The sequence below is a fragment of the Singulisphaera sp. GP187 genome, assembly GCF_900129635.1.
Classification (GTDB): Bacteria; Planctomycetota; Planctomycetia; order Isosphaerales; family Isosphaeraceae; genus Singulisphaera.
On record NZ_FSRB01000001.1, the window covers coordinates 3,002,953 to 3,022,547 of the forward strand.

Below are 19,595 nucleotides of genomic sequence, written 5' to 3' on the forward strand. Positions count from 1 at the left end.
CGACAGGCTTCGCTCCCGGGACCCCATTCGCGGGCACCTTCACGTACGACCCTAATGCGGAGCCAGGCGATTATTTGGGGAGCACAGCCACTTACACGCGGCCGTTCGATCCCCCCTATTCCGGCAGTCCGACGATGACGTTTGCAGCAAGTGGGGAAGAAGTCAAGAGCTCGACCTTTCTCAATGTGACGTCCAATGACCCTCCCGCGTCGAGGATGGATATCATGGGGGTGGTTACCTCTTCGGGCGACGGGAGATGGTTCCGCACGGAACTCCAATTGATGAACCCGGTCGGGCTTGTTTATGGATCGTACGGACCGACGTCCACCCTGAGCCTCGCAAACTTCTCGGAGGGGATTCTCAACGTTACGTGGGCCCACGATGGCATCACACAGACTATGTTCACCGGCACGGTCACGTCCTTGACGGCGTCGACGGTGCCCGAACCCTCATCGGCGACCCTGGTTTGCCTCGCCGCAGCCGGATGCCTGGTACATTCCCGTCGCCGTCAGGAGCGATCCGACTGAGTCCATCGGAAATCGCACGACGTTGGGGCAGTCACGGCAACCATCGTCACTCTGGATCGTCACGCGGTATCGCAACCCTGGCCCCGTCACTCGATTCTTTGCGAGATCGCGGGGCTTTTCTTTGCGCAAGGCCGTACGGCGACGGCGCATTTTCAAGCCGTAAAGCCATGCAAGATGAGGCTTTAGACGCCTCTTGTCGCCTTCAGACGTGTCCTGACGATAAATACCGGCGGCCGGACTTGAACCGGCACGGGGGTTACCCCCCTGAGGATTTTAAGTCCTCAGCGTATGCCGTGAGAGTGGGGCTGGCGTGGCGTTGGAATGACAGTTAACTCGTTAATTTGCAAAGTGGTTATGGTGATTGAATTCACCTGGCTCATTGTAGCCACGTTGGGCTGATACGGCCAGTCCTGTTACCAAATTGTTACCATTTCGGGCGGCGATAGGTACGCCGGGATGGACAGTACCAACCAGATGGCTGATTTCGGCCAGGAGGTCGGTCATCTCCTACTTGCTCCCCTTACCCGTGATGAAGCCCACTCCGCCGGCGACGATGGCCGTGATGACGTTCATCGCCTTTTCCGTCAGCCCGGACTTCGGATCGCCTTTCGCCGCGATGGAGGCGCTGACCAGAAAGGTGACCCCGACGACACCCAGCACGAAGACGTGAACTCACAAGCTGAGCTTCCGCTTGTGAGTCTCCTCCGCTTCGTGCATGCGAAGCTTGTGGTCAGCTTCGGCTTCTTCCCGTGTTAATCGGGATGTATGCTCATCCGGCGTTTCGGACGATTTGAGCGAGAACTCACCAACCTCTTTGAACGCGGCAAGATCGACCGTCTTCGGCTGCTTGGGAGCAGTCATGAATGCCCCTTAGAAGCCGACGAGTTCGATATCCAAAACCTCGGGTGAAGAGGCGACGCCAAAATGCTTGCCATCCCGCTTGGCGTCAAGCGCCGTCCTGAACATTCCGAGAGCCAAGCGGATCACATCCCCCTCGCTCAAGCCCGACCTGCTGGCCAAGTCGCCGAGAAATTTGTCGGCCTCGGGGGTCATGCCGAGATTCCTCTCGATGCGTGCGGTCGCCGTTCCGCCAAGTGAAATACCGCCGGAAGCGGTCGCTTCATGCTGAGTACCCATGGCGTGCCTCCTTGGGTTTTCGGTCTTCGATCAACTCCCCTATTCTATCGCTAAAAGGCCCCATGTCCCCTGACGGCCGTCCTATTCTCGAGCCGATCAGCCGCCCTGCTGGTTGGATCTACAGCCCATATCCCAACGAACACACTGAATCCCGGTGCGTGACCCCTGGCAAATTATGGCCACCTTGTAGTGATCGTTCGCTGCTCCGGAGCCAGGCCCCCCTTCTCCGCCCCATCTGCGGGTTCTTTCCCAAGTGAGAAGCCCGTCGCCTTGAAGGCATCGTTGCTGCCATGTGATGCCTTCCTTATGAAAAATGCGCGCCACGCTTCCTATCCCGCTCTCAAGCGCTCACTTGGCTGGAATACTGTGCATGAGGCCACCATGGACTCCTTCCATTCTTGATCTCAAGGGCACTCCAACCTACGTTCCGCACATCTCTGGTTCATTATCTCCGAATTTCCGGCGGCCTGCAATTTCAGCGATCGTAGGCCGTCGCCATGCCAAGCAGGTTCAGAATCTGGCGTTGCAACTTGGAGAGCTCGGTCGTGAATTCCACTGGCGCTTGCCCCTCCACGATCAGCTGATGACGCTGCACCTCCTCGAACAAATCAATCACCCGACGTGCCGTCGGGCGATGGCACGCTCGACCTTCCGGGTACAGAGGCACACTCTTCACACCATCGCGTTTCATCGCCGCACGCAGTTCCCGCTCCAGCAGCGCCTCGGTCAACAGGGCCAAGAAATAGACGCAAAGCAGCGACTGGATCCGCCCCACGTTCTGCAGGTACACGGGAGCCACTTCGAAGTCTGTCTTGAGTTGCGAAAACCGCTTCTCGATTACCGGCTGACGCTTGTATGCTAATAGCAATTCTTCCTCAGTAAGCAATAACTCGTTGGTGATTAGGGGAAAGACACCGTCGACGCACATTTCCGCCGCGAGAGCAACATGGTCGATGCGGTAAGTCAATGCGATGCGAACGGTCTCCTCTTTCACGTAGCGCGTCTTGTCGTTGGGACGGCCACGCCCCTCCTGACGGTAAGTTTCCTCCCGTTTTTCCACGACTTCGACTGTGATCCACCGGGCCAAGTCCCGCGGCTCCAGGATGGCCGCGACCGCCTCCTTGACCTTTCCGAGTTGGCGATAGCGGCTACGCGGCGAGCTGAGTTTTAACCGCAGTTCCGACAACGCCAGCAACGCACGCTCCACTTGCTGATGACGTGATGATGCGTCGACTTCCGCTTTCCGTGTGCTGTGACACCAGATCAGACGGTAGCCCTCGGCACTGAGGGTCGCCTGGTCGGCCACGCTGTAGCGTTCCAGGAGAACTCCCTTCTCATCCCGCTTCTCATGGATCGGCTTCCAGGTCACCTGGTCCTGGTACAACAACGCGCGGAATTCGCCATCTTCGGAGCGGGTACGAGGCAGGATGCTCAGGAATCGGCCGCCGTGCTGGTGCAGGTAAGCCATGTTCTCGGCGGTGGCGAGCTTGCAGTCGGCCACATAGAGAAAGTCCCGTCGCCCGGTCAACTGGCACAGCAGGTCCCAGGTGGCACGATGAGTGCGGTCGTCGGTGGTATTCCCGCTTTCGACGCGGAAGTGAACCGGTACGCCGCCATCGCGAGTGACGGTCAGGACGTAGAGCAGTTGTTTGAGGTCAGGGCGATGATCCTTGTTGTGCCCCCAGGTAATGGCCTGGGTCTTCTGGCCCCGCATCAGGTCCTCTTGGGCCGCCTCGCGATAGTCGCCGTGGAAGGTGATTGTGGTCGAGTCGTTATGGAGTTCGTCCAATGCGACGTTGAACTCCGCCACGGCATGGGTGGCGACGGCCAGGGTGAACGAGGGGACATTGGCGTCGAAGAGTCGGTCGAGACAACGTCCGACGCGGTCGTCGTTCCAGTGGGGCAGTTGGGCCGGGGTCAGAGCGAACCACTCGGCGGGGTGGCGACTCGCCCATTGGCCGACGCCATACATGGGTTCACGGGAGACGAGAAGGTTCTTGAGCAAGAGAAGGAGGCCGGTGGAGGTGGCGATCTTTTGGCGGGCATCCTCGGGGGGAAGGTATTGGCGGAGGAAGTCATCCAGTCGAAGTCGGCGGATGATCCGATCGAGGATGGGAAGGGCGCCGAGCCGGAAGGACTTGAGGGACTGACCGCCGGTGTGGGCCGCCTCGCCGGGACTGAGATCGGGAGCGGGATTCGACTGGCGCGGTCGTTTTTGTTCTGGCATGGACCATGGCCTCGAGAGGGATCAAATCGTCCTCGACATGCCCGCGATTGGCGACAGGCGTCGGGTTGTGATTCCCGTCGGCATGATTGTCCGAGAGTCGAGCGGGTCAAGGTGGAAAATTTTGTTGACTTGCAGAAATAATTACGCCTTGACGTAAGTCTAGGCCCGCAAGACTTACGTCAAAAGCGAATCCTCAAGTTTGACTCCGAAAGGAGGCAGGGAACGGTTGGGACATTGCCTTGCATGGGAAACAAGCGAAGAATCGATGGGGAACGATCACGATGGGTTGGCGGGACGAGGAGGCGTGATGTGAGCAAGTCAGTGGCGGAGATCATGGAAGGAGCGGGTCGCGGGAGCCAATACATCAGCGTATGCCAGAAATAGCAGGAGGTGAAAATTCCGAGAAATTGCAGGCGAGATGTGCGGAACGTATGCCGCAATGCTCATTTGGGGGCGTTTTTTTCCGCCGGTGTAGTCTTCCAGCATCTTCAGCGTGCCACCGCGATAGTTGGCACTCAGCCACTCGTTGATTCTCTCTACATGCAGAGGGGGGCCATCTTCGCCGATCCGCATAGTCTTGGGCGAATTCATTCCCGCTTGCCATTGGAGCATACGTTCCGCACATCTCGCCTGCAATTTCTCGGAATTTTCACCTCCTGCTATTTCTGGCATACGCTGATGTATTGGCTCCCGCGACCCGCTCCTTCCATGATCTCCGCCACTGACTTGCTCACATCACGCCTCCTCGTCCCGCCAACCCATCGTGATCGTTCCCCATCGATTCTTCGCTTGTTTCCCATGCAAGGCAATGTCCCAACCGTTCCCTGCCTCCTTTCGGAGTCAAACTTGAGGATTCGCTTTTGACGTAAGTCTTGCGGGCCTAGACTTACGTCAAGGCGTAATTATTTCTGCAAGTCAACAAAATTTTCCACCTTGACCCGCTCGACTCTCGGACAATCATGCCGACGGGAATCACAACCCGACGCCTGTCGCCAATCGCGGGCATGTCGAGGACGATTTGATCCCTCTCGAGGCCATGGTCCATGCCAGAACAAAAACGACCGCGCCAGTCGAATCCCGCTCCCGATCTCAGTCCCGGCGAGGCGGCCCACACCGGCGGTCAGTCCCTCAAGTCCTTCCGGCTCGGCGCCCTTCCCATCCTCGATCGGATCATCCGCCGACTTCGACTGGATGACTTCCTCCGCCAATACCTTCCCCCCGAGGATGCCCGCCAAAAGATCGCCACCTCCACCGGCCTCCTTCTCTTGCTCAAGAACCTTCTCGTCTCCCGTGAACCCATGTATGGCGTCGGCCAATGGGCGAGTCGCCACCCCGCCGAGTGGTTCGCTCTGACCCCGGCCCAACTGCCCCACTGGAACGACGACCGCGTCGGACGTTGTCTCGACCGACTCTTCGACGCCAATGTCCCCTCGTTCACCCTGGCCGTCGCCACCCATGCCGTGGCGGAGTTCAACGTCGCATTGGACGAACTCCATAACGACTCGACCACAATCACCTTCCACGGCGACTATCGCGAGGCGGCCCAAGAGGACCTGATGCGGGGCCAGAAGACCCAGGCCATTACCTGGGGGCACAACAAGGATCATCGCCCTGACCTCAAACAACTGCTCTACGTCCTGACCGTCACTCGCGATGGCGGCGTACCGGTTCACTTCCGCGTCGAAAGCGGGAATACCACCGACGACCGCACTCATCGTGCCACCTGGGACCTGCTGTGCCAGTTGACCGGGCGACGGGACTTTCTCTATGTGGCCGACTGCAAGCTCGCCACCGCCGAGAACATGGCTTACCTGCACCAGCACGGCGGCCGATTCCTGAGCATCCTGCCTCGTACCCGCTCCGAAGATGGCGAATTCCGCGCGTTGTTGTACCAGGACCAGGTGACCTGGAAGCCGATCCATGAGAAGCGGGATGAGAAGGGAGTTCTCCTGGAACGCTACAGCGTGGCCGACCAGGCGACCCTCAGTGCCGAGGGCTACCGTCTGATCTGGTGTCACAGCACACGGAAAGCGGAAGTCGACGCATCATCACGTCATCAGCAAGTGGAGCGTGCGTTGCTGGCGTTGTCGGAACTGCGGTTAAAACTCAGCTCGCCGCGTAGCCGCTATCGCCAACTCGGAAAGGTCAAGGAGGCGGTCGCGGCCATCCTGGAGCCGCGGGACTTGGCCCGGTGGATCACAGTCGAAGTCGTGGAAAAACGGGAGGAAACTTACCGTCAGGAGGGGCGTGGCCGTCCCAACGACAAGACGCGCTACGTGAAAGAGGAGACCGTTCGCATCGCATTGACTTACCGCATCGACCATGTTGCTCTCGCGGCGGAAATGTGCGTCGACGGTGTCTTTCCCCTAATCACCAACGAGTTATTGCTTACTGAGGAAGAATTGCTATTAGCATACAAGCGTCAGCCGGTAATCGAGAAGCGGTTTTCGCAACTCAAGACAGACTTCGAAGTGGCTCCCGTGTACCTGCAGAACGTGGGGCGGATCCAGTCGCTGCTTTGCGTCTATTTCTTGGCCCTGTTGACCGAGGCGCTGCTGGAGCGGGAACTGCGTGCGGCGATGAAACGCGATGGTGTGAAGAGTGTGCCTCTGTACCCGGAAGGTCGAGCGTGCCATCGCCCGACGGCACGTCGGGTGATTGATTTGTTCGAGGAGGTGCAGCGTCATCAGCTGATCGTGGAGGGGCAAGCGCCAGTGGAATTCACGACCGAGCTCTCCAAGTTGCAACGCCAGATTCTGAACCTGCTTGGCATGGCGACGGCCTACGATCGCTGAAATTGCAGGCCGCCGGAAATTCGGAGATAATGAACCAGAGATGTGCGGAACGTAGGTTGCGGGGGCGGGCTTCAATCACTTTCCGCAGGAGGAATTCCTCGAATGGTTCAAGACGTTGAGGTGGATTAGCGCGGAGAATGTTGTTCCTATTTTGCAACCGGAAGACGGCCCTACCACTGTATGGCGTCCGACGAACGATTTTAAAGATGGGGGAAGCAAATGCTGGTAGGAGATATTTTCGTGGACGGCAAGGAGCCCCCCAGCGATTTCAGGCCAAGAAATGTGCGAGTACGTCATCGCCGCCGGTCTTTACAATGGTACTCCAGAACAACTTTGGAATAACGACCCGGGCGGCCATTTGATTACACCGCATGATCTGTACTGGAAGGCTCTGGTCAAGAACGGTCACACCGTCGAAGTTGAATTACCCGATGTAACGCGGACTTCTATGATGACCGGATTCAGCGACCAGAAGCCCTTGATGCCGGCACCCCCCGACTGCCCTCGATGTGAAAGCAACCGGCACCGTGGCGTGGCGGTGCCTTGCTCTGATTGCGGGTTGGCCGGTGGGGCCAGCGATGACTGACTCGCCAACCAAGAGGATGTCCGATTGGCATGTCTCGGACAGGCTAAGGTTGAGAGCGGAGATCCTCCGGCTCAAGAACGAACTTGCCATTGTGGCGAAGGCCCTAACCGACGAGGAGGCCAGTTCGTCGAAGCTCGCCAAAGAGAAACGCGAAGCCGAAGCCCGTGCCATCAACTACTTTGACATGTTCGGCCGGGTGCAGGATGAGTTCCACGCGTATCGAAACAGGAAGAAGCCATGAAGGGCGTCGGCGAGACGGTCGTCATGACGACCCTGTGCGCGATCTCTTAATGGCTGGGGACGGGCCGGTGCCTGTGACAAGTTTGGAGGTTCAGGCCAAAGCCCGGTAACGTGATCTCGCACCACCCGCCCAGGAGTCGAGAAGTAATTTTGTGGGAATGGCGACAAGTCAATCTCGCCGGGCTCTCAGCCGCTAAGCAGGTGGACATGGTCTTCCTTAACATTAAATGATGTACAAGCCCTGGGTACCACGGGTTGTACTCAACCCGTGAGCCAAAAACCCGGGCAATCGCTCACGGGTTGAGTACAACCCGTGGCACCCAGTGGGCTATGCATCCCCGCGATCACCCATCAGAAAATCAAAGAAAACCGAGACCAACGGCTTAGGGGTGCCCTCTCGTAATGGCCTCCAGCGTTGCCCGTTGGGCCGCGACCAGTTGAGCCATGTGGTCTCTCACCTTTTGCATCATCGCCTCCATGTTGTGCGTCAAGTTCGGTAAGGCTCGATCATCGACCTTCGAGAGGTCCTGGCTTGTCTTCCCCATGCGGTGATCCAGCTCGGCCAAGGCGTAGTCGAACTCAATCGGGGGAGTGTGCTTGAGGTGCTCGGTCCGTATCAGTTGGGCAGATTGCTGGATGTTCGCGAAGCCGCTGGCGATGGAAGCTACCCCCGAAACGATCCCGGAGGCGAGCGACAAGTTCGCAGCTTCCCGCATTTTGGCAGCTTGCTGACCGATCACGTTGTGCTGAGCTTCCCTCGCTATTTCACGGGCCTCGCGAACCGTCGCTCTCTGCGACTGCGCTACCTTGTGGAGAAGCTGCAAAATCCCGGAGGCGTCCGCGATTAGGGCGGACCGGTCCGCTGCGAGCGATCCCAGGATTGGGCCGCCCACGCCGCTCGGGGCCAGGTGAGGTTCGAGGTTTTCGACGCTCGGAGTCAGGCAGGAAGAGCGGCTGATCGACATTGCAAGCATGGCTCCCTCGACGACACGCATCCATCCTGTTATATCGCGGCCCATTGAGAACTCTAACGGATCATAGGTAACGGACCTGCGAGGACAAGAAATCCCAACCTTTCTCCTCCGGCCCACGTCGGTTGAAAGAACCGGCCTCACTGGGAACCACGGGTGTCGACGGCCGGTCGATTTTGATTTCTGCCGAGCGGATGACGAGGATTGGGGTGGGCTAGGTGCGGACCGATAGCGACTTCTGGCTCCTCAGCAGAATCAGGGTAAGATGGTTCGGGCCGCTCGACGTGGTTGAGGTCCCGTGAAGCAACGCGCGGATGGGCAAACGCTATCTAGGGAGCTTTTCATGCCGTTTGCGCGAATCGATTTGGCCCAGGGGAAACCCTCAGAGTATCGAGCCACTGTGGCGGACGTCGTTTACGAGGGGATCGTCGGCATCTTGAAGGCGCCGGATGGCGACCGCTTCATGATCATCGGCGAACATGCACCGGCGAATTTCATCTACGATCCTGACTTCCTCGGCATCAAGCGATCGCCAGATCTCATCTACGTCCAGGTGACCAGCACCGTCGGAAATACCAAGGACCAGAAGCTTGCTTTCTTCCGTTACCTTGCCGACGAATTAAATCGGCGGCTCAGTGTGCGTCCCGAGGATGTCTTCATCAGTCTGGTCTTCGTCGACCGCGAGGATTGGTCATTCGGCAATGGCGAACCTTGGTGATCGTCAGGGTACTGGCCTGACGAGCGAGTAGTGGCCACGCCCGCACGGCAGAGTATCGAGCGTCCTGGAACGCGTTTTGCTTACCCGCCTCAAGCTCAAAAGTAGGGACCGTGGCCAACTTAGGTTGCCCTCGGGCTCCCACCGACGAAAATACGAATACGGCGACCTGATCGGGACCATGGACACCCAGTAACGCATTCAGAACAAACAACTTATGCCGAATGCAGCCCAGGATGTGAACGTCGGTCGAAAAACGTAGCGCGCGCCGGTTGAAAAACGTAGCGCCCGGTAAACAGACGTTACCTGTTTGAGCTCGGGGCGTCCACAGGGAACGACCGCTCAGGCACTCGACTTTCGTTCACTGGGCCAGTGGTCGATGCCCTCCTTTCGCGATTCAGGCTATCTGGTGCGACGAGACGACGCTTCGCCTCCTTGAGGCGATAACTCTCACTGCCCGTTTCTACAATGTGGCAGCGGTGCGTCAGTCGATCCAACGCGGCCGCCGTCAAGCTCGCGTCCAACAGGACTTCCGGCCAACGCTCGAACGGCAGGTTCGTCGTTACAATCATGCTTGCTCTTTCATATTCTGTACTGATCACATCAAAGAGCAACTCGGCCCCCACTTTGCTCGCCGGCACATAGCCCAGTTCGTCGAGCACCAACAGGTCCAGTTTGCTCAGCTGGACCTTCAACCGCGTCAGTTGGTGTTGATCCCGTGCCTCAAGCAAGCTCGTGACCAGCTCGGTCGCCCGCACGAAACGCACCCGTTTGCCTCGCTGACATGCCTCCACCGCCAGCGACGTCGCCAGATGCGTCTTCCCCGTTCCCGAAGAACCAATCAACAGAACATTCTCTCGCTTGTCGACATATCCACATCGCGAAAGATCGCGGATCACAAACTCGGGGATCACCGACTGCGCCGAGAACGCGAACTCGCCCAGCGTCTTCACCGCCGGGAACCGCGCGTCCTTCAGCCGACGCGCCGACGCCTTACGCTCCCGTTCGATCATCTCCAACTCGCACACTCGAGGCAGATAACCCAGATGGTCCACCCGTTCGCTCGCGCACTGCCGGGCGACCTTCTCGCATTCCGCCCCGATCGTCGGCAGCTTCAATGACCGAAGCATCGGCTTCAAACGCACCAAATCCCCTGGCGCCGAGTTGGGCTTGCTCATGACGGCACCTCCCCACACAACGAGCCGTAGCCACTCAGATCCGGTGGTGCAACGCTCACCCGTTGCAACTGGGGGCGGCCTTCCAGATCCAATGGCGCCGTCGGCCGATCCCGCCGGTGTTCCAGGATCAATCGCACCCCGTCAGCCGCCGAGACCTCCAGGCTCAAGGCCTGCTCGACCGCCACGGTCAACTCCTCGAGCGTGGCTTGCTCCAGGAGCCGCAGGACCCGAATGTACTCCACCTGGCCCCGCGACCCTCTGTCCTCGGCCAGGCGGCGACGGAGCGCGGCGAAGCACTCCGGCAACTCCCAGCCCTCCAGGGGCAGGGCGAAGTCCAACGCGCCGGGCTTCCGCTCCAGCAGGCCCAGGTAATGGACCGGATCGAAGATCGTCCGACCGCGATCCCAGGATCGCGGATGGTCCGCGACGATCGTTTCGGTCGACTCCACCCGCACCCGTTCCACGTCCGCCACGACGGTCAGCCGCCGATGGGCGTATCGAGTCGGGACGGAGTAATCGTTGCGGTCGAAGCGCACCAGCGACAACGAATTGGCCCGGACCGTCTCCACCTGGCGGATGCTCAAAGGCTCCTCGGACATGGCCAGCAGCGCGGCTCGCTCCTGCTCCAGGAGTTGGCCGTTGGTCAGCGTCTGGCCCCGCGTCGTGCGGTCCAGGTCGCTCCGGCAGTCCTGCTCCAGGCGTGCATTGAGCGCGGCGAAGGAATCGGCATCAGGGACCGGCACGAGGAAGTTGCGTCGTGCGTAGCCCAGGAGTGACTCGACATGTCCTTTTTCGTTAGGTGAACGAACTCGACAAAAATGCGACTCGAACAGATAATGACTTTTTAGTCTGAGGAATTCGGTCGTCCCGGCCTCCCCCCGCTGGCCGACGATCCGCGCCACGGCGATCCGGGTATTGTCGTAGGTGATCCGACGGGGAATGCCGCCGAAGCAGGCGAAGGCGAGGCGATGTCCCTCCTGGAAGGCGAGCGTGCATTCCCGCGGGAAGAGGGCGCAGAAGATCGCATCGGAATGAGTGAGCGTCATGACGAACATCGCGGCGGTGCAGGATTGCCCGGCGATGCAGATGACAGCACGTCCGAAATCCGCTTGAGCATCGCCGGGGCGGTGCACGAGGGGGATGAAGGCTTCGGCTTGCCCTTGCCGCCAGTCCTGGACGACACCTTGAACCATGGTTAATCCACCAAGATAGCCATGTTCATTTTTGAGTCGTTTGAAGATGCGACGAACGGTGTGTCGCTGCTTCCTCGGAGCTTTGCGGTCGTCCTGAAGGATTTGATGAATGACCGGCAAGAACGGTTCGAGCTTGGGACGAGCGCGGGACCTGGCTTTGCGATAGCCCGGAGGCTCGTCATGGAGGAGGATCTTTTGGAGGGTGTCCCAGTGGATATCGAACTCGCGGCAGATGGAACGTTTGCTCTGCCTGTCCACGAGGACGCGACGGCGGATCTCGGCCCAGTTTTGCATGTGTGTGAACACCCATAGACCTCGCGACGCGTGGGGTATCGAGGCGAAACAATGTTCACCTTGGTGTACCAGACGCCACGAGTGAATCCATGAGCGCTACGCTTTTCGACCGAACATCGGAGACCGGCGCGCGCTACGTTTTTCGACCGACGTTCACACGCTCAGACGGCGGGCTGAACTTGCGCGCGGGCGGCTCTCCTCCTTTCTCTCGCCGCATCAAGCTTGCGGTCCCGCTCGGCGAAGATTGCCTGGTCGCGACCGGCCAGTTTGTCCGCCGGCGCGACGTAGCCGATCGCACTGTGCAAGCGAATCTCGTTGTAATGGGCCACGAACTCGGTGACGAGCCTTCTCGCGTCCTCCAGGCTCAGGGGTGTCTTGACTCGGATGCACTCGCCCTTCAGGGTCTTGTGCCACCGCTCGATCTTCCCATTGCTCTGAGCATAATACGGTGATGTTCTCACGTGAGTCATTCCACAGATCCGAATGAACTCCTTGAAGTCCTTGGCAATGAATTGGGGGCCGTTGTCCGAGATGATCCGGGGCCGCTCGCCGGGGAAGCGTTCGCGGCCCCGCTGGACGATCGTCTCGACTTCCGCCTCCGTCATGCTTTCGCGGTAGCCGTTCACGACCCAATCTAAATAGCTCCTCGCAACAGGGAAAGCAGCGGGGGTGACGAAATTTCGTCACTTGCCGTAAGAGGCTGGACCGTAGGACTTTCCCAGTTGCAAGGAGCTATTTAGCCTTTTCGGCTTGAACTCGGTTACAGTTCAACGATGAAATCTACATCGGACATGTGCCCCCAGTGCCAAGTTCTTGCGACCGAGGTGGCGTCACTCGAAGCGGAACTGAAGCGAGTGCGCGAGCAGTTGGCCGCAGCCAAGAAAACTTCCGCGACGTCGTCGAAGCCTCCCTCTTCGGACATCGTCAAGCCCAAGCCGCCCGAGCGTTCCGATGGCCAAAAGCGTTCCATCGGTGGTCAACCCGGCCACGTCAAGCACGAACGCGAACCCTTCACGCCCGAGCAAGTCACTAAGTTTGAGACCCACTCACTCGAGGCCTGCCCCAGTTGCGGTGGCACCTTGCGGCTCAACCCCACCAATCCGCGCGTCGTCCAACAGGTCGACATCGAAACGACGCCGTTGACCATCGAACAGCACACCTGCCCCGAGTACTGGTGCGATTGCTGTCGAATGCCATTCTGGGCGTCGCCGCCACTGAAAATCGAGCGTGGCGGCTTGGTCGGCCCGCACCTCATGGCGCTCATCGCGTTCATGAAAGGAGGGTGTCACGCTTCGTTTTCGACGATCCGGACGTTTCTCCGCGATTGTGTCGGCGTCACTCTGGCGCGAAGCACGTTGGCCAATGCGATTCGCAAAGTCAGTGAAGCTCTGGACGGTCCCTATGACGAATTGCTCCGCCTGCTGCCCGATGAGAGCGTGTTGAACATCGACGAAACGGGCCACAAGTGCAACAAGGATTTGTGGTGGACATGGTGCTTGCGAGCGGACTTGTACACGGTTTTCAAGATCGACCCGCATCGCAGTGCCGACGTGCTGATGGATTTGCTCGGACGCGATTTCGAGGGCACGATCGGTTGCGATTATTTCTCGGCTTACCGGAGATTCATGCGTGAATGCGACATCACGATTCAGTTTTGTTTGGCGCATTTGATCCGCGACGTGAAATTTCTGACGACGTTGCCGGACGCGGCGACGAAGGCTTACGGCGAGCGGTTGCGCCAGGGGTTGAAGGGGTTGTTCGCGGTGATCCATCGCCGCGATGAACTGTCGGCGGTGGACTTTGAGAGGCAACTGAATGCGGCCCGCGACGTGGTGCTGAACGCCGGCATGACAGACGTGCCGCCGACCCGGGAAGCGAAAAACATGGCCAATCGATTTCGCAATCACGGTGCGGCGTTTTTTACGTTTATCACGACGCCGGAGGTGGACCCGACCAACAACCGTGCGGAGCAAGCGATTCGCTTCGTGGTGATTGATCGCCACATTACGCAGGGTACGCGAAGCGAAACCGGGCGGCGGTGGAGCGAACGGATTTGGACGACGATCGCCACGTGTGCTGGACAGGGCCGGTCGGTGTTTGGTTATCTGAAGGAAAGCGTTGAGAATTGGTTCAACGGACTGCCGTCGCCATCGCTCTTACCGTTGGAAACACCGACTTGAGAGCAGAGATGCGACGAGTGTGAGTGATTGGGAATCGTGATTCACGCGAGTGGGTTGACGTCGCCAGCATTGGTTAAGACGCAAGGTCGAGAGACCGGGAAGTCACGAATGCGACGCGAACGCCAGCCAAGATCGAAGGGAGTGGTATGCGCTAACTGATCCGAGAGTCCAGAAAGGAATTCAGCCATTCGTTCGCAAAACACCCATTGCGCGAAATGGGTGGTAGTGCGCGCAAAACTGGGATGCCTACCACAGTAAGTGTATTGGGGTCGTGAACGGCTACCTTTCGCGAATCTCCCAGTGGACGATGAACCGGCTGCAGCCATTCAGGAGGCTACAGAGGTAGAAGAACGTCCCCGCGACGTTGATGTACGAGATGTCGACGTGCCAGTGTTCATGCACTCGGAGCGGTTGCTGAAAGCCTTTTCCTTTGAGTGAAGGTTTGCTGCTATGACGCTTCATCAGCCCGGCGTCGCAAAGCACTCGGTAGACGCTCGAGGGACTCACGGCGACGACATCGGCGTCGAGCATCATGAAGGCGAGCCGGCGGTAGCCTTCCAGGGGATGAGCGGCGTGGAACTCCAAGACGGCTTGCTTCTCCCAAGGTTCGAGCCACCAGTCGCGGGGGACCAGCGCATTGTGCTCGTTGACCAGGCCGTAGCGAGTCCTCCAGTCATGGAACTTGCTGGCGGCGATGCCGAGCCAATTGATGAACCGCCTGAGGGGGATCTCAGTGCGTTGGGACCAGTGCCGCACAAAGTCGATGATGGAGTCGCGGGTATCATGGGGAACCCAGGCCCCGGTCAGAGTTCCCCAAGCTCTTTTTTTAGTTTGATATGTTCCTCCATCAATTCCGCGACGACCTCGTTCTTGCGTTGGAGCTTGTCGCGGAGTGCGGAGGTGGTCGGTGTTGGGCGCGGCGTTCTTGCGTTCGAAGGCGGCGGGGCCGTTCTCGAAGAACTGCTTCTGCCAGAGGTAGAACAGCGTGGGCGAGAGTTGGAGTTCATCGCAGAGGTCGGAGATGGGGACGTGGTCGATCAGGTGACGCCGGAGAATGGCGACCTTCTCGACAGGCGTATAGTTCTTTCGGATCTTTCGCATAGTGAGACTCCTGCCGAGTTTTAGTATAACTCGGGTGGGGCGTCTCTCCATTTCCGTCTGAAGCAAAACACTGGCCGCCTTCCAACGGACGCATGTTGTCTGGTCGGTACACACGGAGCATGTCCATGGGGAATGGAAACGTAATGCCGGCGCAGGGACCTCGGTGGGCCGCCGCCGGGTCAACGTGGGATGGGGTGCCCCGTCGTTCATTAAGACCAATGCCCGGGTCGGCTTCCTCGATGTTGAGGGGACGCAACTCTACTTCTTCCCCGACCGGCTGCTGATCTTCGGCCGAGGTGGTGTCCGCGCCGTCCCGTACCTCGACCTCCGGATCGAGGCCGGGCAGGTCCAATTCATTGAGGATGGCAGCGTCCCGCGCGACGCCCGGGTCTTGGGGACGACATGGCGGTTCGTGAACAAGGACGGGGGACCAGACCGTCGGTTTGCCAACAACTGCCAGCTCCCCGTCGTCCTCTACGGCACACTCGCGTTGTCGTCCCGTTCCGGGCTGCGGATGAGCCTCCAGACGTCGTCGGAGGCGCTGGCCTCCGGGGCCCATGACATGCTGAGGCTGATCCAGGCGGGAATCCGGGACTTACAGTCCCGCGATTCGCCTTCGCCTCTGCCGGCTGCCCTGCCGTCGCTCGACGACGATCCGGCCCCGCTTCTAGAGCCGGCGAAAGCCTTGGTCCGGTCGACCCTCGAGGCGCTCTCATTCCGCTGGGTCTCGGACCTGCCCGAGTGGGGAGTCCCGATCGCCTGGGGGCTGGTCTTTTCGCTGCCCATGGTCGGCCTGCTGGTGCGAATCGCTGGCCCGCACGGGCTGGCCGCCAACCTGTTTCTCTGCGGCACGCTCCTTGTCGGCGGTTGCGGCGGGGCAGCGTTAGCGGGCGAGCAACTCCGATCTCGTCGCGCTCGACACAACGAGGAGGCGGCCGGTCGCCGGTCCCGCTTCCGCGCAATGCTCATGAGCGAACTGAGGAATCGTCCGGCGGCTCAAGTCGACTTCCCGGCCTTGGTGGCGGACGGCGACTTGCCCCGCTCCGAGGCCGATCGGGTTGCGGATGAGGTGTACCGTCGCATGGCGGATCGCTTCGTAGAAGACGGGATCATCACCCAGATCGAGCAGACCAAGCTCGACCGCCTGGCCAAGGTGCTGGAGATCGACTCGGACCGCGCCGCTAGCCTGCTGGAGGAATCCAAATCCGCACGCTACCGTTCCGCAGTCACTGACGCCTTGGCCGACGGGGTCGTGACCGAGGAGGAGGCGCGCATGCTGAACGAGCTCCGGGATGGCCTTGGCGTGCGAGACCCGACGTGGACCGGGAGCCAAACACCGAGCTAAAGTTTTCACCAGCCAAGTAATAGACTTTGCTTTCTGGATACAGAATGTTTACCACCCTGGTGGCATCGCATACATGGGCGTTTGCCGCGGCGTTTGGACACTAACCCTCAATGCCTGGCTTTTCCCTTGAACACCTCGCGGCCGTGCCATTCCAGATGGCGAGACTCGGGCTTCCAGTCGGGGTGCTGGGCATCTCGGATCGGCTTGCCGTGGTGTGCCATCAGGACTTCCTGAAAGCCGGTCGTTCCATTGGCCTGGTCCGAGACCAGCAGGATACCCTCGCGAACTGTGAAGGCCCCGAGGTCGAACGTCTTGTGATGCAGGACACAGAGGCGAACCCGTTGTCCTCCGTCTCGGGGCCGCCCGCCTGATGCCAGCGGATATGGGCGGCGTCCAGGGCGATCGACACCGAACCGAGCCGGAGGTCGAGCCCGCAGACGGCGCAGCGGTATTCATAAGCCTTGAGCACCCGCTGCCGGAAGGCCGGGTCACGCTTTCGGCGGCTGACGGTCGTCTCCAGCGTCAGGCCGACCGCATTCAGGATGTCGGGGTGGAGGGACTCGGGGAAGTGCCGTTCGAGGATTCGGATAGCGATTGCGGCGGCAAGATTTGGGTCGGCGGAAAGAGCGGCCTGAACCTCGCCGGAGAACTCCGCCCAGACGTTGTGCGACCTCATCTCGGGGACGCGGGGGATGTCGGCACCCTTTTTGGTCTCCAGCCCGGCGGGTGCGTGAACGGTCCAGACGCCGTCACGCTGGAGCCGCCAGAACGGCTGCTCGGGGTGGTCCGACTTCCGTGGCGGTCCGAACTCCCGCAGCAGGGCGGTCAGGTCCGGCTCCAGTTGGCGAAAGGAGATATCCTTCTGTCCCGCCTGCCATCGCCCGAGGGCGTAGAGCACGAGCAGCGGCTTGTGCGGGGCGCGTTGGTCGCCTTGCTTCCAGATGCCAAGGTCGTCGAAGTGGTTTATAATAGAACGATCTTACCTCAATAAATCCTGATATCCATCATTTGACGATCATAAAGAGGGCATAATCTCGATTCGTGGTACGTCGCCATGATAAGGTGACATGACAGGGGCGACGTCGCAACCGCCTTACAGCGAAAGGGTTTCCATGAAACCGTCTCCTTCCTTCTATCTCGTTTTGGCAAGCCTCTGCGGAACTGCTTGCAGCTCAAAGGATGAGACGGTCATCAGTAAGCCCGCGCTGGCGCCACAAACACAGGAACCAGCGCCAGCTCCCCCACCGCCGCCGCCTGCGGCCGCCTTCGATGCCAACGATCGAGAGCGGACCTATCGCTGGATCGCCGACGAGGCCACCGCATTCCGGCTCAAGTACCTGCCCGCTAAGGAGGCGATCGCAAGAAACCCGCTGAACGACGATCTGCAGAAAGAGTTCGAGTCGTCGAAGCTTCCCGCATACAAATCCAAGCTCAGGCAAATTGTGGGACGCGACGTTATGTGGAAGGTTAAGGTCCACAGCATCGATCTGAAAGGGGTTATCGTTGAAGCAGACGAACGCTGAGGGTTGTATCCGGAGTGCCGCAGGCAGAGTGTGGCCCACACGAAGGGCCGTCTCGGCACTTCGGATACAACTGGTTGGACTGAGCCGCGGGCACGGCCTCAGCTATGGAGATTGAATCAAGCGCCTGCCCCTGGGCGAGTCTGCCCACGCGGGGTGATCACGGCCGTCAGCCATTGCGATCCGCCGGGGAGTGATGCCGGCAACGCTCCCGAGGCTCCGGTCAGGCATCATCCTCACACGTCAGAGAGCCAATTGGGGCCCGGCGGGCAGGGAATCCACGGTCACCTCCGGAGGCGTTCTGGACGACGGCGGTCAGAAGACGGCTTTCTCACCACACTGTCAAGGTTCAGGACGAGTCGCATTCCGCCCTTTCGAGGGCTGGCTCCTGTCTCACCCGGCCCTGCCTCTCGGCAGGGATCGCTTTCAAGACTTCCACGATGACCATCCGGCCCTCGCCACAGACGGGGCAGATATGCGCCACGGGCTTCCCTTCGATGGTCCCTTCCGGCTCGGAGGCGGGTCCGACCACGACGGGTTCGGGTGGCGTTACGGCGGCCAGCAACCTGCGGCACAGTTGCAGCTTCTCCCAGCACATCCGATTGGCCAGGAAGCCGTAATGCCTGATCCGCACGAACCTGGTCGGCAGGACGTGGAGGAGGAAACGGCGGATGAACTCGGCCGCCTTCAGGGTCATCGTCTTTCGCTTCCCACCGTGGACATAGTCCTTCCAGCGGAACGTCACCGCGGCGTCCTCCATGGCGATGAGCCGATGATTGTTGATGGCAACGCGGTGAGTGTAACGTGCCAGGTACTTGAGCACCTGTTGCGGTCCGCCATGAGGTGGTTTGGCGTAGACGACCCATTCGGTACGGGCGCTGGCGGCGAGTCGGCGTTGAAATTCGGTGGGGTCGGCCAGGGGGCTGAGCTTGCCGTGGAAGGCGAGCCGCCCCCGGTCGAATGCGGTCCGGAGCAACGACAGGAATTTGCCGCGGAAGACGCGGCTGAGGATGCGGACCGGCAGGAAGAATCCCGGCCGGCACGCGACCCATTGCGACGCGTCCAGGGAGATCCCGCCGCCGGGGATCACGCAGTGGACGTGGGGGTGATGCTGGAGGTTCTGCCCCCAAGTGTGGAGGATGGCCAGGAAGCCGATCTCGGCTCCGAGATGCATGGGGTCGGCGGCGACCTGCTGCAAGGTCTCGGCGGCGGCCCGGAAGAGCAGGCCGTAGACCACTCCTGGGTTCTGCAAGGCGATCGGGCCGAGCGCCGCGGGCAGGGTGAAGACGAGGTGGAAGTACTGGTCGACGGGCAAGAGTTCCGCTTCCCTGGCCTCCACCCATTCCGCAGCGGCGGCGGCCTGACACTTGGGACAGTGTCGGTTTCGGCAGGAGTTGTAGGCAACCTGCTCGTGTCCGCACTGGTCGCACTGCTCGACGTGTCCGCCCAACGCCGCGGTCCGGCAAACGGTGATGTCGTGCAAGACGCGGCGTTGTTCGTGCGAGATCACGTGGCCGAAGCGATCGAGGAAAGCTTCTCCGTGCTGTCGAAAGATGTCGGCCACTTCGAGCCTGGGCCGGGTCATG

Annotated in this window: 19 protein-coding genes, 1 tRNA gene and 1 pseudogene; 7 read left to right on the forward strand and 14 right to left on the reverse strand. The window is 60.1% G+C overall.

Annotated elements, in window-relative coordinates:
• Positions 1-398 precede the first annotated feature (398 nt).
• Positions 399-527: a PEP-CTERM sorting domain-containing protein gene (locus BUS42_RS46400; RefSeq protein WP_410001704.1), complete on the forward strand. Its 129-nt coding sequence runs from the start codon at positions 399-401 to the stop codon at positions 525-527.
• A 224-nt stretch (positions 528-751) separates the two neighbouring features.
• On the opposite strand, the gene BUS42_RS43595 is transcribed toward BUS42_RS46400, so the two are convergent.
• The 7 genes from BUS42_RS43595 to BUS42_RS11725 all read right to left on the reverse strand — a co-directional run bounded on the left by BUS42_RS43595 (position 752) and on the right by BUS42_RS11725 (position 4,482).
• Positions 752-837: transfer RNA gene (locus BUS42_RS43595), tRNA-Leu, on the reverse strand.
• Between the two features lie 26 nt (positions 838-863).
• Entirely contained in the window at positions 864-1,031 is a 168-nt protein-coding gene (locus tag BUS42_RS43600) for a hypothetical protein (protein ID WP_159452204.1), read from the reverse strand.
• Positions 1,032-1,034: 3 nt separating this feature from the next.
• The gene (locus BUS42_RS45020; protein ID WP_254053449.1) at positions 1,035-1,187 is read right to left on the reverse strand and encodes a hypothetical protein; all 153 of its coding nucleotides are present in this window, start codon (positions 1,185-1,187) and stop codon (positions 1,035-1,037) included.
• Positions 1,188-1,199: 12 nt separating this feature from the next.
• Positions 1,200-1,388 (reverse strand): hypothetical protein, encoded by a 189-nt coding sequence (locus BUS42_RS45025; RefSeq protein WP_254053450.1) that lies wholly within the window; start codon positions 1,386-1,388, stop codon positions 1,200-1,202.
• 9 nt (positions 1,389-1,397) lie between these two features.
• On the reverse strand, positions 1,398-1,664 hold the full coding sequence (locus BUS42_RS11715) for a hypothetical protein (RefSeq protein ID WP_074307072.1): 267 nt from the start codon (positions 1,662-1,664) through the stop codon (positions 1,398-1,400).
• A gap of 475 nt (positions 1,665-2,139) precedes the next feature.
• Positions 2,140-3,891 carry an IS1634 family transposase gene (locus BUS42_RS11720; protein WP_083670021.1) on the reverse strand — a complete coding sequence of 584 codons (1,752 nt, stop codon included), beginning with the start codon at positions 3,889-3,891 and terminating at the stop codon, positions 2,140-2,142.
• A gap of 318 nt (positions 3,892-4,209) precedes the next feature.
• Positions 4,210-4,482 (reverse strand): hypothetical protein, encoded by a 273-nt coding sequence (locus tag BUS42_RS11725; protein WP_143206298.1) that lies wholly within the window; start codon positions 4,480-4,482, stop codon positions 4,210-4,212.
• A gap of 452 nt (positions 4,483-4,934) precedes the next feature.
• Here BUS42_RS11725 and BUS42_RS11730 point away from each other — a divergent pair, with 452 nt between their 5' ends.
• Both BUS42_RS11730 and BUS42_RS11735 read left to right on the forward strand, forming a co-directional pair.
• The gene (locus BUS42_RS11730) at positions 4,935-6,686 is read left to right on the forward strand and encodes an IS1634 family transposase (protein ID WP_083670021.1); all 1,752 of its coding nucleotides are present in this window, start codon (positions 4,935-4,937) and stop codon (positions 6,684-6,686) included.
• A gap of 578 nt (positions 6,687-7,264) precedes the next feature.
• On the forward strand, positions 7,265-7,513 hold the full coding sequence (locus tag BUS42_RS11735) for a hypothetical protein (protein WP_143206299.1): 249 nt from the start codon (positions 7,265-7,267) through the stop codon (positions 7,511-7,513).
• 382 nt (positions 7,514-7,895) lie between these two features.
• On the opposite strand, the gene sctB is transcribed toward BUS42_RS11735, so the two are convergent.
• A complete protein-coding gene (sctB, locus tag BUS42_RS11740; protein WP_143206300.1) occupies positions 7,896-8,477 on the reverse strand; it encodes a type III secretion system translocon subunit SctB in 582 nt (193 codons plus the stop codon).
• Between the two features lie 349 nt (positions 8,478-8,826).
• Between sctB and BUS42_RS11745 the strand changes: the two genes are divergently transcribed.
• On the forward strand, positions 8,827-9,201 hold the full coding sequence (locus BUS42_RS11745) for a tautomerase family protein (protein WP_074307076.1): 375 nt from the start codon (positions 8,827-8,829) through the stop codon (positions 9,199-9,201).
• A 299-nt stretch (positions 9,202-9,500) separates the two neighbouring features.
• On the opposite strand, the gene istB is transcribed toward BUS42_RS11745, so the two are convergent.
• From istB to BUS42_RS11760, 3 genes are all read right to left on the reverse strand, one after another.
• A complete protein-coding gene (istB, locus tag BUS42_RS11750; RefSeq protein WP_074307077.1) occupies positions 9,501-10,376 on the reverse strand; it encodes an IS21-like element helper ATPase IstB in 876 nt (291 codons plus the stop codon).
• Positions 10,373-11,863: an IS21 family transposase gene (gene istA / locus BUS42_RS11755; RefSeq protein WP_254053451.1), complete on the reverse strand. Its 1,491-nt coding sequence runs from the start codon at positions 11,861-11,863 to the stop codon at positions 10,373-10,375. The genes istB and istA overlap by 4 nt, the downstream gene beginning before the upstream one ends.
• Before the next feature lie 161 nt (positions 11,864-12,024).
• The gene (locus BUS42_RS11760; RefSeq protein ID WP_074307079.1) at positions 12,025-12,489 is read right to left on the reverse strand and encodes an integrase core domain-containing protein; all 465 of its coding nucleotides are present in this window, start codon (positions 12,487-12,489) and stop codon (positions 12,025-12,027) included.
• 165 nt (positions 12,490-12,654) lie between these two features.
• Here BUS42_RS11760 and tnpC point away from each other — a divergent pair, with 165 nt between their 5' ends.
• Complete coding sequence (tnpC, locus tag BUS42_RS11765; RefSeq protein WP_074307080.1) at positions 12,655-14,043, forward strand: IS66 family transposase; 1,389 nt, start codon at positions 12,655-12,657, stop codon at positions 14,041-14,043.
• Positions 14,044-14,322: 279 nt separating this feature from the next.
• Here the strand turns inward: tnpC and BUS42_RS45030 are convergent, their stop codons facing one another.
• Positions 14,323-15,144 (reverse strand): transposase, encoded by an 822-nt coding sequence (locus BUS42_RS45030; RefSeq protein ID WP_254053452.1) that lies wholly within the window; start codon positions 15,142-15,144, stop codon positions 14,323-14,325.
• A 163-nt stretch (positions 15,145-15,307) separates the two neighbouring features.
• On the opposite strand from BUS42_RS45030, the gene BUS42_RS11780 reads away from it, so the two are divergent.
• Positions 15,308-16,489, forward strand: a complete 1,182-nt coding sequence (locus BUS42_RS11780; protein WP_074307082.1) for a tellurite resistance TerB family protein — start codon at positions 15,308-15,310, stop codon at positions 16,487-16,489.
• A 107-nt stretch (positions 16,490-16,596) separates the two neighbouring features.
• On the opposite strand, the pseudogene BUS42_RS11785 reads toward BUS42_RS11780, so the two are convergent.
• Positions 16,597-17,459 (reverse strand): annotated as a pseudogene (locus BUS42_RS11785) (phosphorothioated DNA-binding restriction endonuclease).
• A gap of 142 nt (positions 17,460-17,601) precedes the next feature.
• On the opposite strand from BUS42_RS11785, the gene BUS42_RS11790 reads away from it, so the two are divergent.
• Complete coding sequence (locus BUS42_RS11790; RefSeq protein ID WP_074307083.1) at positions 17,602-18,012, forward strand: hypothetical protein; 411 nt, start codon at positions 17,602-17,604, stop codon at positions 18,010-18,012.
• A gap of 346 nt (positions 18,013-18,358) precedes the next feature.
• Here the strand turns inward: BUS42_RS11790 and BUS42_RS11795 are convergent, their stop codons facing one another.
• Positions 18,359-19,594: an IS91 family transposase gene (locus BUS42_RS11795; RefSeq protein WP_074307084.1), complete on the reverse strand. Its 1,236-nt coding sequence runs from the start codon at positions 19,592-19,594 to the stop codon at positions 18,359-18,361.
• Position 19,595 lies beyond the last annotated feature (1 nt).

What these genes read in the sequence shown, in the direction of transcription:
- BUS42_RS45030 (WP_254053452.1), bottom strand. Translation starts at nt 15,144, where the DNA reads ATGCGAAAGATCCGAAAGAACTATACGCCTGTCGAGAAGGTCGCCATT.
- BUS42_RS11745 (WP_074307076.1), top strand. Translation starts at nt 8,827, where the DNA reads ATGCCGTTTGCGCGAATCGATTTGGCCCAGGGGAAACCCTCAGAGTAT.
- tnpC (WP_074307080.1), top strand. Translation starts at nt 12,655, where the DNA reads ATGTGCCCCCAGTGCCAAGTTCTTGCGACCGAGGTGGCGTCACTCGAA.
- istB (WP_074307077.1), bottom strand. Translation starts at nt 10,376, where the DNA reads ATGAGCAAGCCCAACTCGGCGCCAGGGGATTTGGTGCGTTTGAAGCCG.
- BUS42_RS46400 (WP_410001704.1), top strand. Translation starts at nt 399, where the DNA reads ATGTTCACCGGCACGGTCACGTCCTTGACGGCGTCGACGGTGCCCGAA.
- BUS42_RS11795 (WP_074307084.1), bottom strand. Translation starts at nt 19,594, where the DNA reads ATGACCCGGCCCAGGCTCGAAGTGGCCGACATCTTTCGACAGCACGGA.
- BUS42_RS11725 (WP_143206298.1), bottom strand. Translation starts at nt 4,482, where the DNA reads ATGAATTCGCCCAAGACTATGCGGATCGGCGAAGATGGCCCCCCTCTG.
- BUS42_RS11730 (WP_083670021.1), top strand. Translation starts at nt 4,935, where the DNA reads ATGCCAGAACAAAAACGACCGCGCCAGTCGAATCCCGCTCCCGATCTC.
- sctB (WP_143206300.1), bottom strand. Translation starts at nt 8,477, where the DNA reads ATGTCGATCAGCCGCTCTTCCTGCCTGACTCCGAGCGTCGAAAACCTC.
- BUS42_RS11715 (WP_074307072.1), bottom strand. Translation starts at nt 1,664, where the DNA reads ATGGGTACTCAGCATGAAGCGACCGCTTCCGGCGGTATTTCACTTGGC.
- BUS42_RS45025 (WP_254053450.1), bottom strand. Translation starts at nt 1,388, where the DNA reads ATGACTGCTCCCAAGCAGCCGAAGACGGTCGATCTTGCCGCGTTCAAA.
- BUS42_RS11790 (WP_074307083.1), top strand. Translation starts at nt 17,602, where the DNA reads ATGAAACCGTCTCCTTCCTTCTATCTCGTTTTGGCAAGCCTCTGCGGA.
- BUS42_RS11735 (WP_143206299.1), top strand. Translation starts at nt 7,265, where the DNA reads ATGACTGACTCGCCAACCAAGAGGATGTCCGATTGGCATGTCTCGGAC.
- BUS42_RS43600 (WP_159452204.1), bottom strand. Translation starts at nt 1,031, where the DNA reads ATGACCGACCTCCTGGCCGAAATCAGCCATCTGGTTGGTACTGTCCAT.
- BUS42_RS11720 (WP_083670021.1), bottom strand. Translation starts at nt 3,891, where the DNA reads ATGCCAGAACAAAAACGACCGCGCCAGTCGAATCCCGCTCCCGATCTC.
- istA (WP_254053451.1), bottom strand. Translation starts at nt 11,863, where the DNA reads ATGCAAAACTGGGCCGAGATCCGCCGTCGCGTCCTCGTGGACAGGCAG.